General features: G+C 72.0%; 17 protein-coding genes. 14 read left to right on the top strand and 3 right to left on the bottom strand.

Features of this window, described 5'->3' with window-relative positions:
* Window positions 1-43: 43 nt before the first annotated feature.
* The 3 genes from AB0C25_RS15260 to AB0C25_RS15250 all read left to right on the top strand — a co-directional run bounded on the left by AB0C25_RS15260 (window position 44) and on the right by AB0C25_RS15250 (window position 1552).
* Window positions 44-769: a TioE family transcriptional regulator gene (locus AB0C25_RS15260; RefSeq protein ID WP_357373463.1), complete on the top strand. Its 726-nt coding sequence runs from the start codon at window positions 44-46 to the stop codon at window positions 767-769.
* Window positions 770-860: 91 nt separating this feature from the next.
* Window positions 861-1139 carry a type II toxin-antitoxin system prevent-host-death family antitoxin gene (locus AB0C25_RS15255; protein WP_357373461.1) on the top strand — a complete coding sequence of 93 codons (279 nt, stop codon included), beginning with the start codon at window positions 861-863 and terminating at the stop codon, window positions 1137-1139.
* The gene (locus AB0C25_RS15250; RefSeq protein ID WP_357373459.1) at window positions 1136-1552 is read left to right on the top strand and encodes a type II toxin-antitoxin system VapC family toxin; all 417 of its coding nucleotides are present in this window, start codon (window positions 1136-1138) and stop codon (window positions 1550-1552) included. The genes AB0C25_RS15255 and AB0C25_RS15250 overlap by 4 nt, the downstream gene beginning before the upstream one ends.
* A gap of 24 nt (window positions 1553-1576) precedes the next feature.
* On the opposite strand, the gene AB0C25_RS15245 is transcribed toward AB0C25_RS15250, so the two are convergent.
* From AB0C25_RS15245 to AB0C25_RS15235, 3 genes are all read right to left on the bottom strand, one after another.
* Complete coding sequence (locus AB0C25_RS15245) at window positions 1577-2344, bottom strand: class F sortase (protein ID WP_357373961.1); 768 nt, start codon at window positions 2342-2344, stop codon at window positions 1577-1579.
* A gap of 75 nt (window positions 2345-2419) precedes the next feature.
* On the bottom strand, window positions 2420-2944 hold the full coding sequence (locus tag AB0C25_RS15240) for a hypothetical protein (RefSeq protein ID WP_357373457.1): 525 nt from the start codon (window positions 2942-2944) through the stop codon (window positions 2420-2422).
* Between the two features lie 140 nt (window positions 2945-3084).
* On the bottom strand, window positions 3085-3537 hold the full coding sequence (locus tag AB0C25_RS15235) for an Lrp/AsnC family transcriptional regulator (protein ID WP_357373455.1): 453 nt from the start codon (window positions 3535-3537) through the stop codon (window positions 3085-3087).
* A gap of 147 nt (window positions 3538-3684) precedes the next feature.
* Here AB0C25_RS15235 and AB0C25_RS15230 point away from each other — a divergent pair, with 147 nt between their 5' ends.
* The 11 genes from AB0C25_RS15230 to AB0C25_RS15180 are packed head-to-tail and all read left to right on the top strand — an operon-like array spanning window position 3685 to window position 14237.
* Complete coding sequence (locus tag AB0C25_RS15230; RefSeq protein ID WP_357373453.1) at window positions 3685-4587, top strand: tryptophan 2,3-dioxygenase family protein; 903 nt, start codon at window positions 3685-3687, stop codon at window positions 4585-4587.
* A 14-nt stretch (window positions 4588-4601) separates the two neighbouring features.
* Window positions 4602-5882: a kynureninase gene (gene kynU, locus AB0C25_RS15225; protein WP_357373452.1), complete on the top strand. Its 1281-nt coding sequence runs from the start codon at window positions 4602-4604 to the stop codon at window positions 5880-5882.
* A complete protein-coding gene (locus tag AB0C25_RS15220; protein ID WP_357373450.1) occupies window positions 5879-7207 on the top strand; it encodes an NAD(P)/FAD-dependent oxidoreductase in 1329 nt (442 codons plus the stop codon). Before kynU ends, AB0C25_RS15220 begins: the two co-directional genes overlap by 4 nt.
* A 23-nt stretch (window positions 7208-7230) precedes the next feature.
* On the top strand, window positions 7231-8712 hold the full coding sequence (locus AB0C25_RS15215) for a 2-hydroxymuconic semialdehyde dehydrogenase (protein WP_357373959.1): 1482 nt from the start codon (window positions 7231-7233) through the stop codon (window positions 8710-8712).
* 20 nt (window positions 8713-8732) lie between these two features.
* Window positions 8733-9530, top strand: a complete 798-nt coding sequence (locus tag AB0C25_RS15210; RefSeq protein ID WP_357373448.1) for a fumarylacetoacetate hydrolase family protein — start codon at window positions 8733-8735, stop codon at window positions 9528-9530.
* On the top strand, window positions 9527-10462 hold the full coding sequence (locus AB0C25_RS15205) for an acetaldehyde dehydrogenase (acetylating) (protein ID WP_357373446.1): 936 nt from the start codon (window positions 9527-9529) through the stop codon (window positions 10460-10462). The genes AB0C25_RS15210 and AB0C25_RS15205 overlap by 4 nt, the downstream gene beginning before the upstream one ends.
* Window positions 10459-11526 (top strand): 4-hydroxy-2-oxovalerate aldolase, encoded by a 1068-nt coding sequence (gene dmpG / locus AB0C25_RS15200; protein WP_357373443.1) that lies wholly within the window; start codon window positions 10459-10461, stop codon window positions 11524-11526. Before AB0C25_RS15205 ends, dmpG begins: the two co-directional genes overlap by 4 nt.
* Window positions 11523-12296, top strand: coding sequence for a fumarylacetoacetate hydrolase family protein (locus AB0C25_RS15195; RefSeq protein ID WP_357373441.1), 774 nt, complete (start codon window positions 11523-11525; stop codon window positions 12294-12296). The genes dmpG and AB0C25_RS15195 overlap by 4 nt, the downstream gene beginning before the upstream one ends.
* Complete coding sequence (locus tag AB0C25_RS15190; RefSeq protein ID WP_357373439.1) at window positions 12293-12715, top strand: RidA family protein; 423 nt, start codon at window positions 12293-12295, stop codon at window positions 12713-12715. Before AB0C25_RS15195 ends, AB0C25_RS15190 begins: the two co-directional genes overlap by 4 nt.
* Entirely contained in the window at window positions 12712-13236 is a 525-nt protein-coding gene (locus AB0C25_RS15185; RefSeq protein WP_357373437.1) for a 3-hydroxyanthranilate 3,4-dioxygenase, read from the top strand. The genes AB0C25_RS15190 and AB0C25_RS15185 overlap by 4 nt, the downstream gene beginning before the upstream one ends.
* Window positions 13236-14237, top strand: coding sequence for an amidohydrolase family protein (locus AB0C25_RS15180; RefSeq protein WP_357373435.1), 1002 nt, complete (start codon window positions 13236-13238; stop codon window positions 14235-14237). Before AB0C25_RS15185 ends, AB0C25_RS15180 begins: the two co-directional genes overlap by 1 nt.
* The last annotated feature ends 205 nt before the right edge of the window (window positions 14238-14442 follow it).

Here is a 14442-nt window from a genome sequence, read left to right as displayed (position 1 = left end):
ACGGGTGACACCCACAAAACCCTCAAACCCCGGGGTACGTCCGGTGGACCTCGCGCGCGCCCACGGTCTCTCCGCGCAGGCCGTGCGCAACTACGAACGAGACGGCGTCCTGCCGCCGGCCCAGCGCACGCCGAACGGCTACCGCCGGTTCACCGAGACGCACGCGTTGGCGTTGAGTGCCTACCTCGCGCTGATCGCGGGCCACGGCTACGCGGCCAGCGGCGAGATCATGCGGGCCGTCAACCGGGGTGAGGTCGACGAGGCGTTGCGCACCGTCGACGAGGGGCATGCCCTGCTCCAACGCGACCGGGAGACCCTGGACGCGGTCGAGTCGGCGGTGGCGGCTCTCACCGGAACGAGACCGCAACCGCAGGGCCATAAATCCGTGCCGATCAGCGTGCTGGCCCACCGGCTCGGTCTACAGCCAGCCACGCTGCGCAAGTGGGAGCGGGCCGGGGTGCTGCGGCCGGTGCGCGATCCGGCGACCCACTACCGGGTCTACCTCCCGGACGACGTCCGCGACGCCGAGTTGGCCCACCTGTTGCGCCGTGGCGGCTACCGGCTCGACCACATCGCCGGCGTGCTGCGTCAGGTGCGCGGCGCGGGCGGCGCCGAACCGCTCGCCGCGTCGCTGGGTCGGTGGCGGCAACGGCTCACCGAGCGCGGCCGGGCCATGCTCACCGGCGCCGCCCGGCTGGCCGACTACCTGGACACCGGTCCGGCTACCTGTCGCCGTAGTGGTACCGACAGGTACCTGGGGTCGGGTTGAGGTAGCCGCCGCCGAACCACTGGCCGCCACTTTCCGATACGTGACCGGCAGGTTCGCGCAGGTGTAGAACATTTGGTTCTACACTGGGTCCGTGGAGCGGATCGGGGTCCGGGAGCTGAACCAGAACACGAGTCAGGTGCTGGCTCGGGTGAGTGGCGGCGAGACGGTGGAGATCACCGATCGCGGGCATCCGATCGCCCGACTGGTCCCGGTCAGTGACGACAGATCTGTGCTGGCCAAGCTGGTATCCGCGGGGCGGGCCGTCGCGCCAACCGGGAGTGGCGCTGTCCCGCTTCCGCCAAAGCTCGGTGCCGAGGACGTGGACGTGGCTGCCGCCCTCGCCGAGATGCGAGACGAGGAGCGCTGGTGATCTATCTCGACTCCGCCGCCGTCGTGAAGTTGGTTCGGCAGGAGGCGTGCAGCGGCGACCTCGTCACCTGGCTCAACGCGCAGGGCGACGTCCCGCTGGTCTCCTCCGCTCTCGTCGAGGTTGAGGTGCCCAGGGCGTTGCGCCGGGCAGCGCCGCAAGCGTTGATCGGAGTGCCAGCGGCTGTCGGACGGCTCTTCCGGCTGGAGATCGATGGCACTGTCCGCGCCACCGCCACCGCCGCCGCCTTCGCGGAGCCGACGCTACGCAGTCTCGACGCCATCCACCTTGCCACGGCCCAGGTCCTGACAAACGAGTCCGGAACCGCGCTCATCGCATTCGTCAGCTACGACCGGCGGCTGCTCGACTGCGCCAAGGCCGCCGGGTTGCCCGTGGCAAGCCCAGGCCAGAACTGACCGGTTATTCCGATCCGCCCGTCCTCAACGCGCCTTCACCAACGAGGCGAAGACCACCACGTTGTCCGAGTAGCCGGTCTCGCCGCCGACCCACTGGCCACCGCAGGTGATCAGCCGGAGGCTCGGGTGGCTGAAGTCGCCGTACACCTCGTCCACCGGCAGTTGGCCCTTGTCGAACTTCTCCACCGAGTTCACCTCGAAGACCGCCACCCTGCGGTCGGTGCGGGTGACCTCGATCTGGTCGCCGTCGCGCAGTTCACGAAGTTGGTGGAAGACCGCCGGCCCGCTCGTGGTGTCGACGTGCCCGACGATCACCGCCGGACCGTACTGGCCGGGGGTCGGCCCCTGGTCGTACCAGCCGGCCTCCTGGGCGCGGGCCGCGTCCGGCACCGCGATGGTGCCGTCCGAAGCGATGCCCACGTCGTGCACGGGCGCCCGCAGGTCGATCTTCTCGATGGCGAGGCTGGTCGGACGGCTGGCCGTCAGCACCGGGAACTTCTTCGGCGGCGGCCGGAATCCAGCGCTGAGCCGGTCCGGTAGCAGGCTCATCCCGGTCACCTGTTCGACGCCGAGCATCGCGACGATCAGCACCATCACCGCGGCGATGGCCAGCACCGGCAGCCCCGGTCCCGTACCGAAACGGGGCCGGAACGACCGCGGCCCGGCCGGGCGGTGTGCCGGCAGCGGGTCGGCGGCCGGATCCGGGGTGGCGAGACTGGCCGATCCGGCCTGCCCGGCGACCCGACCCAGCCGGCCGGAGGCGCGGGCCACCAGCCGGCCGGAGGCGCGCAGCAGCGGCCCGGCCTGGAATCGGGCGTGGCGGTCCGGCCGCGCACGCGCGGATCTGCGGGTCATGGGTCACCCGGCTCAGGAGCCGGCTCCGGCCCGACGTCGGCCGCCCGCCATGCCGAGCGCGACCGCGGTGGCGACCAGCGCCACGCCGCCGAGCACCAGCAACGAGCCGGTGCCGCGGCCGCCGGCCGTCCCGCCGCCCCCGGTCGCCGGCCCCTTGCTGGGGGAGGCCATGTTCAGCACGGTGAGCGTGGTCGAGGCCGTCTGGCCGTTCTCGCAGCGCAGGTCGACCGGGTAGTCACCGGCCGGCTTGTCGCGGATGATGGTGGCCTGCGCGGTCAGGAAGCCCTTGTCCGGTTTGAGCGTCACGTGCCCGAACGCGTCGGAGTGCACGCTGGACTGGCGGTTGTTGTTTGCGTTGTCGCAGCCCGCCTTGATGTTGACCCGGCTGCCGGCCTGGGCGCTGTTCGGCATCACCTCGACGAAGACGTTCTCGCCGGCGCGCGCCGGTGCGACCGACATCAGGACGAACGCACCGACCAGCGCTACCAGTGTCAGTGCGGACGAGAGCGCGCGGTTGATCGTGCGAATTCCCTGCATGATTTCCCCCCCAACCGGCGACGACCGCCGGAACCTCCGCCCCTCATTCCGCCTCGCGCCGAAGGCGGCACTCCGGACGGAGGGAAGGGCGTCCCCTGGGCACGGCGCTGCTTTCCCGCTGGCTCGGGGCCAAACCCGGGTCAGCCGCGGCGGGGGGAGGGGAGGGCGGTGATCGGTCGCCAGTCGAGCGGGGAGGAAAGCACCATCGTGCTCGACGGCTGGCCGTACGGGGCGAGCCGGTCGATGACCGCCTCGAAGTCGCCGATCGAGCCGGCGGCCACCTTGAGCATGCTGCACGCGTCACCGGTGATCCGGTGGATCTCCAGGATCTCCGGCCAGCCGGCCACCGCCGGGTCGTGCAGGATGCAGCGCGCGCCGTAGCAGGACATCCGGATCAGCGCGACCACGGTGCGGCCGGCCCGGGTCAGGTCGACATGGGCGTGGTAGCCGGTGACGACCCCCGCCTCCTCCAGCCGGCGAACCCGCTCCGCGACGGCCGGTGGGGACAGGTGCACCCGCCGGGACAGCTCGCTGAAGGAGAGCCGCGCGTCGGCCTGCAACTCGCGCAGCAGCGCCCAGTCCATGTCGTCCACGCTCAGACCTTACTTTCGTGAACCGAATTCGCCTACTTGCCTTCGGTTCGTCAAGACAACGCGGCGAGAGCCGTTGATCCGGCATTCCGCAGGCCGATCCGACCGCGAGATCATGACGTCGACAGGTCCGGGGGAGGGAGACGACTGGTGGATCAGACGGAGCGGCGGGCGCCGAACCGCCAGGCCTCGGTGCGGCCGGTGACCCCGCGACAGCGGGCCGCCCGTGCCGCGCGTAACGGCGGCGAGCCGACCCTGGAGTTCGCCGACCTGGTGCCCTACGACGCGTACGTGCGGGCCAGCGCCCTGCACCAGTTGCAGCAGCCCCTCAGCGACGACCCCGGCGAGATGTCCTTCCTGATGGTCAGCCAGATCATGGAGCTGTACTTCGGGCTGACCTGCCACGAGCTACGGGAGACCCAGCGTCTGCTGCGCGCCGACCGGGTCTGGGACGCGCTGGCCCCGCTGCGCCGCGCCACCCTGCACCTGGAGGGGCTCAACGCCGCCTGGCAGGGGCTGCGCTGGATGACGCCTGCCGACTTCAACAGGTTCCGCAACCTGCTCGGCGAGGGTTCCGGCTTCCAGTCGGCGATGTACCGCCACCTGGAATTCCTGCTCGGACTGCGCGACCCGGCGCTGATCAGGCCCTTCCGTCGGCAGACCGAGGTGCACGCCGCGCTGAGCGCCGCGCTGGCCACCCCGAGCCTCTGGGACGACGTGGTCGCGCTGCTCGCCCGGCGTGGCTTCGACCTCCCCGCCGACCTGCTCGACCGCGATGTGGCGGTGGAGCACGATCCGCAGTCGTCGGTCGAGGCGGCCTGGGTACGGATCTACGCCGACACCGGCCCGGACAACCATCTGCGCCTGCTCGGCGAGGCGCTCAGCGGCGTCGCCGAGGAGTTCGGCGACTGGCGCTGGAACCACGTCAAGGCGGTGCAGCGGACGATGGGCGCCAAGGTCGGCAGCGGCGGCTCCGCCGGTCTGGCGTGGTTGCAGCGCAGCATGTCCCGGGTGGTCTTCCCGGAGCTGTGGTCGGCCCGTACCGCGATGTGACCGGAGAGCGAGACATGCACATCTCAGAAGAAGGGGCACACCGCCTCGACGAGGCCGACCCGGGCCACCGGCACCTGTTCCACGTGCCACCGGCCGACGGCGGCAACCACCCCGAGTCGGCGTACCTGGCCGGCAACTCGCTCGGTCTGCAACCCCGGGCCACCCGCGACGAACTCCTCGCCGACCTGGACGCCTGGGGTCGGCTCGGCGTGGAGGGGCACCTGGAGGCCGAGCGCGCCTGGCTGCCGTACCACGAGTTGTTGACCGCACCGGCCGCCCGACTGGTCGGCGGCCGGCCCGCGGAGACCGTGGTGATGAACTCGCTCACGGTCAACCTGCACCTGCTGATGGTGAGTTTCTACCGCCCGGCCGGCGTCCGCACCCGCATCGTCATCGAGGACGCCGCGTTCCCCTCGGACAGCTACGCGGTGCGCAGCCAGGCGCGTTTCCACGGCCTGGACCCGGACGACACGGTGGTCCGGCTGCGCCCGCGCGACGGTGAGGACGCGCTGCGTACCGAGGACGTCACCGCCTACCTGGCCGCCGAGGGCGACCGGGTGGCGCTGGTGCTGCTCGGCGGCGTCAACTACCTGACCGGCGAGTTGTTGGACATCCCGGCGATCACGGCCGCCGGCCGGGCGGCCGGCGCGGTGGTCGGCTGGGACCTGGCCCACGCGGTCGGCAACGTGCCGCTGGCCCTGCACGACTGGGACGTCGACTTCGCGGCCTGGTGCTCCTACAAGTACCTGAACTCCGGCCCGGGTGCCCTGGCCGGAGTCTTCGTGCACGAGCGGCACCTCGGCGACGAGAGCCTGCCCCGCTTCGAGGGTTGGTGGAGCACCGCGGCGGCCACCCGGTTCGAGATGACAGCGGTGTCCCGGCCGCCGGCCACTGTGGAGGCCTGGCAGATCTCCAACCCGCCGATCTTCGCGATGGGTCCGGTGCGTACCTCGCTGGAGCTGTTCGACACGGTCGGGATGAGCGAGCTGCGCGCCCGAAGCCTTCGCCTCACCGGCTGGCTGGAGACACTGCTGGACGAGGTCGTCACCGACCGGCCGCTGCGCGTGATCACCCCGCGCGACCCGGCCCGGCGGGGCAGCCAACTCTCGGTCCGGATCGGCGCCGGCAGCGCCGCCGAGCTGACCAAACGCCTGCGGTACGAGCACGGCGTCATCGCCGACGCCCGGGAGCCGGACGTCGTCCGGTTCGCCCCGGTGCCGCTCTACTCGACGTACCACGACTGTTGGCGGGCCGCCGCCGCGCTGGCGGCGACCGTGGGGGAGGTCAACCCATGACCGCACGACGTGACGAGATCGCGGTCATCGGTGCCGGGCTGGCCGGCTGCCTGGCCGCCTGCTTCCTGGCCCGGCGTGGCTACCCGGTGGCCCTCTACGAGCGCCGCTCCGACCCGCGGGCGGGCACCGCCGAGCGCGGTCGCTCGATCAACCTGGCGCTCTCCGAGCGCGGGCTGGACGCGCTGCGCCGGATCGGGCTGGCCGAGCAGGTCCTGACCGACGCGCTGCCGATGCGCGGCCGGATGATCCACCCGGTCGAGGGCGAGCAGCAGTTCCAGTCGTACAGCGCGGCCGGCGACCGGGCGATCAACTCGATCAGCCGGGGTGCGCTGAACAACGCCCTGCTGGACGAGGCCGCCGCGCTGCCCGGGGTGCGGGTCGTCTTCGACCACCGGCTGGTCGGGCTCGACCCGATCGACGGAACCCTGAGCTTCGACACCCCGCAGGGCACGGTCGCGGCGAAGGCGTCGGTCGTGCTGGGCGCCGACGGCGCCGGCTCCGCGGTACGCGGGCAACTGCTCAGCCACGGGCTGCTGGACGAGAGCGTGGACTTCCTCGACTACGGCTACAAGGAGCTGACGATCCCGCCGCTGGGCGGGGACTTCGCGCTCGATCCGGACGCGCTGCACATCTGGCCGCGCGGCACCTCGATGATGATCGCGCTGCCCAACCCGGACCGCTCCTTCACCTGCACGCTGTTCTGGCCCAACGAGGGCGACGGGAGCTTCGCGGCGCTGGACAGTCCGGCGGCGATCGAGGAGCACTTCGCCCGGCACTACCCGGACGTCATCCCGTTGGCGCCCAACCTGGTCGACGACTACCAGCACAACCCGGTGGGCGTGCTCGGCACGGTCCGCTGCGCCCCGTGGCAGGTCTTCGGCAAGGTCGGGCTGCTCGGCGACGCGGCGCACGCCATCGTGCCGTTCTACGGTCAGGGCGCCAACTGCGCGTTCGAGGACGTGGTCGAGTTGGACCGCTGCCTGGACGAGTGCGCCGACGACTGGTTGGCGGCGCTGCCGCTGTTCCAGCGACGCCGCCAGGAGAACGCCGAGGCCATCGCCACGATGGCGCTCACCAACTTCGTGGAGATGCGGGACAGGGTGGCCTCCCCGGTCTTCCAGCTCCGCCGCAGGATCGAGCACGCTCTGGAACGGGCCCTACCCGGCCGGTACGTTTCCCAGTACGAGCTGGTGTCCTTCTCCACCACCCCGTACGCGGAGGTGCGCCGCCGGGTGCGCCGGCAGCATCGGGTGCTCGGCGCGGTCGTCGGCGGGGCCGCGTTGCTGCTGCTCGGCGCGGCACTCGGTCGAGGGAGGCGCGGATGACCGCCAACTGGGATGCACGGCTGATGGCCGGCCACCCGCCGGCCGGGCCGCAGCGGTTGCGCAACTTCGTCGGCGGCGAGTTCGTCGACGGCGGGTCGACGTTCGCCAAGGCCAGCCCGGTGACCGGGGAGCCGGTCTTCGCGGTGGACGAGGCGTCGCGGTCCACGGTGGACGACGCGGTGGCCGCCGCCCGCGCGGCGCTGCGCGGGCCGTGGGGTCGGATGGGCGAACGGGAACGCGCCGAGGTGCTGCGCCGGGTCGCCGACGAGTTGGAGCGCCGCTTCGACGATCTGGTCACCGCCGAGGTCGCCGACACCGGCAAGTCCATCGCCCAGGCCCGCACGCTGGACATTCCGCGCGGCGCGGCGAACTTCCGGGCGTTCGCGGAGATCGTGGCGACCGCGCCCACCGAGTCGTTCACCACGGTCACCCCGACCGGTGGCCGGGCGCTCAACTACGCGCTGCGCAAGCCGGTCGGCGTGGTCGCGGTCATCGTGCCGTGGAACCTGCCGCTGCTGCTGCTCACCTGGAAGGTCGCCCCGGCGCTGGCCTGCGGCAACGCCGTGGTGGTCAAGCCCAGCGAGGAGACGCCCGCCTCGGCGACGGTGCTCGCCGAGGTGATGGCCGCCGCGGGCGTACCGGCCGGGGTGTTCAACCTGGTGCACGGCTTCGGGCCGGACTCGGCCGGCGAGTTCCTCACCCGCCATCCGGGCGTCGACGCGATCACCTTCACCGGCGAGTCGGCCACCGGCGGCGCGATCATGCGGGCCGCCGCCGACGGCGTGAAGGCGGTCAGCTTCGAGTTGGGCGGCAAGAACGCCGGCCTGGTCTTCGCCGACGCCGACCTGGACGCCGCGGTGGCCGGCTCGGTGCGGTCCAGCTTCACCAACGGCGGGCAGGTGTGCCTCTGCACCGAACGCATCTACGTGCAGCGCCCGGTCTTCGAGGAGTTCACCGCCCGGCTGGCGAAGCGGGCCGGCGAGCTGGCGTACGGCTGGCCGACCGACGAGGCCACCGCCACCATGCCGCTGATCTCCCACCAGCACCGGGCGAAGGTGCTCGGCGCCTACGAGCTGGCCCGTTCCGAGGGCGCCGAGGTGCTCACCGGTGGCGGCACGCCCACCTTCGGTGACGCCCGCGACGGCGGGTCGTACGTGCAGCCGACGGTGCTCACCGGGCTCGGCCCGCAGGCGCGTACCAACCGGGAGGAGATCTTCGGGCCGGTGGTGCACGTCGCGCCGTTCGACACCGAGGACGAGGCGTACGCCCTCGCCAACGGCACCGAGTACGGCCTGGCGGCGACCGTGTGGACCCGGGACGTGGGCGTCGCGCACCGGGCCGGCGCCCGGCTGGACGCCGGCATCGTCTGGGTCAACACCTGGTTTCTGCGGGATCTGCGGACCCCGTTCGGCGGGGTGAAGGCGTCCGGCATCGGCCGGGAGGGTGGCGTGCACTCGTTGAACTTCTACTCCGAACTGACGAACGTCTGCGTGGACCTGTCGTGAGCCAAGGCGAGGGAGCGGGCATGGAAGCCGACATCGAGGCCGCCAACCGGGAGCTGGCCGACGCGCGCAGCACGGGCAAGCCCTGCCCACCGCTGCGCGGGCGGCTGCTGCCCGAGGGTGACGTCGAGTCCGCGTACCGGGTGCAGCAGCTCCAGGCGCGGGCCTGGCAGGGCCGTGGCGAACGCCGGGTCGGCGCCAAGATCGGGCTGACCTCCCGGGCGGTGCAGGAGACCTTCGGGGTGTTCCAGCCCGACTTCGGCCTGCTGACCGACGCGATGGCGGTCGGCGACGGCGTCGAGGTGCCGATCGACCGGCTGCTGCAGCCCCGGGTCGAGGCGGAGATCGCCTTCGTGCTCGACAAGGATCTCCCGGACCCGCGGCTCACCACCGTCGACCTGATCCGCGCGGTCGACCACGTGCTGCCGGCCATCGAGATCGTCGACTCGCGGATCGCCGGCTGGGACATCTCCATCGTGGACACCGTCGCGGACAACGCCTCCAGCGGGCTCTTCGTGCTCGGCACCACGCCCCGCCGCCTCGCCGACGTCGACCTGCGGCTGTGCGGGATAGTGCTGGAACACGCCGGCGAACCGGTCTCGGTCGGCGCGGGCGCGGCCTGCCTGGGCAACCCGCTGCACGCCCTGCTCTGGCTGGCCAACACGCTCGCCCACGCCGGTGACCCGCTGCGCGCCGGGGACGTGGTGCTCTCCGGGGCGCTCGGCCCGATGGTGCCGGTCACGCCGGGTGCCGCGTACGAGGCGCGGATCTCCGGTCTCGGCTCGGTGCGCACGGCCTTCACCCGAGGGGAGTCAGCGTGAGCGTCGGCGTGGCGGTGCTCGGTTCCGGAAACATCGGCACCGACCTGATGATCAAAGTTCTCCGGCTGAGTGAGAGCCTGCGCATGGTGGCGATGGCCGGCATCGACCCGGCCTCCGACGGGCTGGCGCGCGCCCGCCGGCTCGGTGTGGCCACCACCGCCGACGGTGTGGACGGGCTCGTGGCGATGCCCGAGTTCGCCGACGTCGAGCTGGTCTTCGACGCCACCTCGGCGGGCGCGCACCGGCACCACGACGAGGTGCTGCGCGCCCACGGCCGCACGGTGGTGGACCTGACCCCGGCCGCGCTCGGCCCGTACGTGGTGCCGCCGGTCAACCTCGACGAGCACCTGCACGAGCGCAACGTCAACATGGTGACCTGCGGGGGGCAGGCGACAGTGCCGATCGTCGCCGCGGTACGCCGGGTCACTCCGGTGGCGTACGGAGAGATCGTCGCCTCGATCGCATCGCGGTCGGCCGGGCCGGGCACCCGGGCCAACATCGACGAGTTCACCGAGACCACGGCCCGGGCCATCGAGGTGGTCGGCGGGGCCGAGCGGGGCAAGGCGATCATCGTGCTGAACCCGGCGGACCCGCCGCTGCTCATGCGGGACACCGTCTACTGCCTCTGCCCGGACGCCGACGCCGACACCGACGCCATCGCCGCCTCGGTGGCGGACATGGTGGCGGCCGTGCAGGAGTACGTCCCCGGCTACCGGCTCAAGCAGGACGTGCAGTTCGACCGGGTGCGGGCGTACGTGCCGACGCTCGGGCGGCAGCTCACCGCGTTGCAGGTGTCGGTCTTCCTGGAGGTCTCCGGGGCCGGGCACTACCTGCCCGCGTACGCCGGGAACCTGGACATCATGACCTCCGCCGCGCTGCGCACCGCGGAGCGGTTGGTCGCCCTGCGTTCGTCGGAGGTGGCCGCGCCATGACCGACCTGTACATCCAGGACGTGACGCTGCGCGACGGCATGCACGCCATCGCCCACCAGTACACCGTCGATCAGGTACGCACCATCGCCGCCGCGCTGGACACCGCCGGGGTGGCCGCCATCGAGGTGGCACACGGTGACGGGCTCGCCGGTTCCAGCGTCAACTACGGCCACGGCGCGGCCAGCGACGCCGAGTGGATCTCCGCGGCCGCCGAGGTGCTGACCACGGCGAAGCTGACCACACTGCTGCTGCCGGGCATCGGCACGATCGCCGACCTGAAGGTCGCGAAGGCGCTCGGGGTGACAAGTGTCCGGATCGCCACCCACTGCACCGAGGCGGACATCTCCGCCCAGCACATCGCCTGGGCGCGGGAGAACGGCATGGACGTCGCCGGGTTCCTGATGATGTCGCACATGAACGATGCGGCCGGGCTGGCCGGGCAGGCCAAGCTCATGGAGTCGTACGGGGCGCACTGCGTCTACGTCACCGACTCCGGCGGTCGGCTGCTGATGTCCGACGTGGCGCAACGGGTCGACGCGTACCGGCAGGTCCTGGCACCGGAGACGCAGATCGGCATCCACGCGCACCACAACCTGTCGCTCGGGGTGGCCAACAGCGTGCTCGCCGTCGAACACGGTCGGGTCACGGGGTCTGCGCCGGTCGGCCCGGACGCACCCCACGGCCGGACCGTCCGCGTCGACGCCTCCCTGGCGGGCATGGGCGCGGGCGCCGGCAACGCGCCGCTGGAGGTGTTCGTGGCGGTCGCCGAACTGCACGGCTGGAAGCACGGCTGCGACGTGTTCGCGCTGATGGACGCCGCCGACGACATCGTGCGCCCGCTCCAGGACCGGCCGGTCCAGGTGGACCGGGAGACGCTCTCCCTGGGGTACGCGGGGGTCTACTCCAGCTTCCTGCGGCACGCCGAGCGGGCCTCCACCAGGTACGGCGTGGACGTCCGCTCGATCCTGGTCGAGCTGGGTCGGCGTCGGATGGTCGGCGGCCAGGAGGACATGATCGTGGACGTCGCACTCGACCTGGCCGGCAAGGAAGGTGGCGCAGCATGATCGGACCGGACACCGCCGGGATCGCCGAGAAGCTGGGCGTGGCAGCGGCCACGGCCACCGCGATCCCGCAACTCGCCGCCGAGACCGGCCTCGACGTGGATGCCGCGTACGGCGTGCAGGCCGCGCTGCTCCAACGTCGGCTGGACGCCGGTGAGCGGTTGGTCGGGCTGAAGATGGGGCTGACCAGCAGGGCGAAGATGGCCCAGGTCGGTGTGGACGAGGTGATCTGGGGGCGGCTCACCAACGTGATGCGGGTGCCCGACGGCGGCACCGTGGACCCGGCCGCTTACATCCATCCCCGGGTCGAGCCGGAGGTGGCGTTCCTGCTGGACCGGCTGCCCGAGCCGGGCGAGCCGGTCGGCGACTTCGCCACTGCCGTCCGCGCGGTCGCCCCGGCCATCGAGCTGATCGACTCCCGGTACGCGGACTTCCGCTTCTCCCTCCCGGACGTGATCGCCGACAACACCTCGGCCGCCGCGTTCGTGATCGGGCCGTGGTCGCCGGTGCCGGCGGGGCTGGACAACCTGGGCGTACTGCTGGAGGTCGACGGGCGGGTGGCGCAGGTCGGCTCGACGGCGGCGATCCTCGGTGATCCGCGCCGGGCGCTCGACGAGGGCATCCGGCTGGCCGGCCGGCACGGTGTGCGGCTGGAGTCCGGGTGGGTGTTCCTGGCCGGTGCCGCGACCGCTGCCGTGCCGCTGCGTCCCGGCGCCCACGTCCGCGCCGTCGTGGAGAAGCTCGGCACCGCGTCGCTGCGGGCCTCGTCGTGACCGCCCGGGTGGTCGCCGGCAAGGCCGTCCCGCGAGGGGCCTTCCCGCACGTCAAGGTCGCGGGCGGTTTCGTCTTCGTCTCCGGTACGTCGTCGCGACGGCCGGACAACAGCTTCGCCGGTGTGTCGGTGGACGAGTTCGGCACCACCAACCTCGACATCCGGGTGCAGACCCAGGCCGTCATCGAGAACGTGCGGGACCTGCTGCGCTCGGTCGGCGCGGACCTCACCGACCTCGTCCAGGTGACGTCGTACCTGGTCAACATGAACGACTTCGCTGGCTACAACGAGGTGTGGGCGGAGTTCTTCGACGCGTCCGGGCCGACCCGCACCACGGTGGCCGTGCACCAGTTGCCCCACCCGCACCTGCTCATCGAGATTCAGGCCGTGGCCCTTCATCCCTCGGGAGGTCAGTCGTGAGTGAGATCGCCGAGCCGTTCAGCTTTCCGGGCTGGATCGCGGACAACCAGCACCTGCTGAAGCCCCCGGTGGGCAACAGGGAGATGTTCCCCGGCGGGGACGACTTCATCGTGATGGTGGTGGGCGGGCCCAACCAGCGAACCGACTTCCACGTGGACCCGTACGAGGAGTTCTTCTACCAGGTCAAGGGCAACATGCACATCAACCTGGTCACCCCGGAGGGGCCGCGTACGGTGCACGTGCGCGAGGGTCAGATGTGGATGCTGCCGCGCAACATCCCGCACTCGCCGCAGCGGCCGGAGGCCGGCTCGATCGGCATGGTCGTCGAGCGGGTCCGCGAGGAGGGCACGCTGGAGACGTTCCAGTGGTACTGCCCGGAGTGCGGCAGCAAGGTGCACGAGGTGGAGTTGCAGGTCCGCGACATCGCGGCCGACCTGCCGCCCGTGTTCCAGGCGTTCTACGCCGACGAGCAGGCACGTACCTGCGGCAACTGCGGCACCCTGCACCCGGGCAAGGGCTGATGCCGGCAGGTGTGGTCGACGTGCACACGCATGTCGTACCGAAGGGTTGGCCGGACCTCGGCGCGGCGTGCGGCGGGTCCGGTTGGCCCTGGTTGCGGGTCGACTCCGAACGCGCCGCCATGATCATGGTGGGGGAGACGGAGTTCCGTCCGGTCGGCGCCGAGTGCTGGGACGCGGCGCGCCGGCTGGCCGACATGGACGACGACGGCGTGGACGTGCAGGTGGTCTCGCCGACGCCTGTCTTCTTCAGCTACGACCGCCCGGCCGACCAGGCGGTGAAGGTCGCCCGGATCTTCAACGACCTGACCCTGGAGATCACCGCGGCTGGTGGCGACCGACTGGTGCCGTTCTGCCAGGTGCCCCTCCAGGACCCGGACGCCGCGTGCGTCGAGCTGGATCGCAGCCTGGCCGCCGGGCACGTGGGCGTGGAGATCGGCAACCACGTCGGCGACCGGGACCTGGACGACGCCGGGGTGGTCACCTTCCTGCAACACTGCGCCGAGGTGGGCGCGCCCGTCTTCGTCCACCCGTGGGACATGCCGGGCGGTCCGCGCCTGGACCGCTGGATGGCCCGGTGGCTCACCGGGATGCCCGCCGAGACGCACCTGTCGGTGCTGGCCATGATCCTGGGCGGTGTCTTCGACCGGGTGCCCGAGACGTTGCGGATCTGCTTCGCGCACGGTGGTGGCAGCTTCCCGTTCTGGCTCGGCCGTGCCGACAACGCCTGGCACCGCCGGGGCGACCTCGTCCGTGGCGCGTCCGCCGCCCCGCCCAGCAGCTACGTCGACCGGTTCAGCGTCGACTCGGTGGTCTTCGCGCCGCCCGCCCTGCGGCTGCTTGTCGACACGATGGGTGAGGACCGGGTGCTGGTCGGCAGCGACTACCCGTACCCGTTGGGCGAACGCCCGGCCGGCGCGGTGGTCCACGCGGCCGACTTCCTCACCGACGATCAGCGCGCCAAACTCCTGTCCGCCAACGCCCTGTGCTTCCTGCACGGGTAGGTCGGCGTCCCCGCTCGCACCGCGGCGGTCTCTTCGGGGTTCGCCGGCCCTCGCGCGGCGGGTAGGCCACTTCTACCTCGCGCCCTTCGGGGGTTCGGCGGCCCTGGCGCGGCGGGTAGGCCACTTCTACCTCGCGCCCTTCGGGGGTTCGGCGGCCCTGGCGCGGCGGGTAGGCCACCTCTACCTCGCGCCCTTCGGGGGTTCG

Origin of the sequence: Micromonospora sp. NPDC048839 (assembly GCF_040649915.1) — a bacterium.
Lineage (GTDB): Bacteria > Actinomycetota > Actinomycetes > Mycobacteriales > Micromonosporaceae > Micromonospora.
The sequence above is the reverse complement of the archived record's forward strand: the minus strand, read 5'-3'. Positions and strand labels throughout refer to the sequence as shown.

Coding starts and splice junctions, on each gene's coding strand:
- AB0C25_RS15195 (WP_357373441.1), top strand. CDS start 11,523: ATGATCGGACCGGACACCGCCGGGATCGCCGAGAAGCTGGGCGTGGCA.
- AB0C25_RS15220 (WP_357373450.1), top strand. CDS start 5,879: ATGACCGCACGACGTGACGAGATCGCGGTCATCGGTGCCGGGCTGGCC.
- dmpG (WP_357373443.1), top strand. CDS start 10,459: ATGACCGACCTGTACATCCAGGACGTGACGCTGCGCGACGGCATGCAC.
- AB0C25_RS15180 (WP_357373435.1), top strand. CDS start 13,236: ATGCCGGCAGGTGTGGTCGACGTGCACACGCATGTCGTACCGAAGGGT.
- kynU (WP_357373452.1), top strand. CDS start 4,602: ATGCACATCTCAGAAGAAGGGGCACACCGCCTCGACGAGGCCGACCCG.
- AB0C25_RS15215 (WP_357373959.1), top strand. CDS start 7,231: ATGGCCGGCCACCCGCCGGCCGGGCCGCAGCGGTTGCGCAACTTCGTC.
- AB0C25_RS15240 (WP_357373457.1), bottom strand. CDS start 2,944: ATGCAGGGAATTCGCACGATCAACCGCGCGCTCTCGTCCGCACTGACA.
- AB0C25_RS15210 (WP_357373448.1), top strand. CDS start 8,733: ATGGAAGCCGACATCGAGGCCGCCAACCGGGAGCTGGCCGACGCGCGC.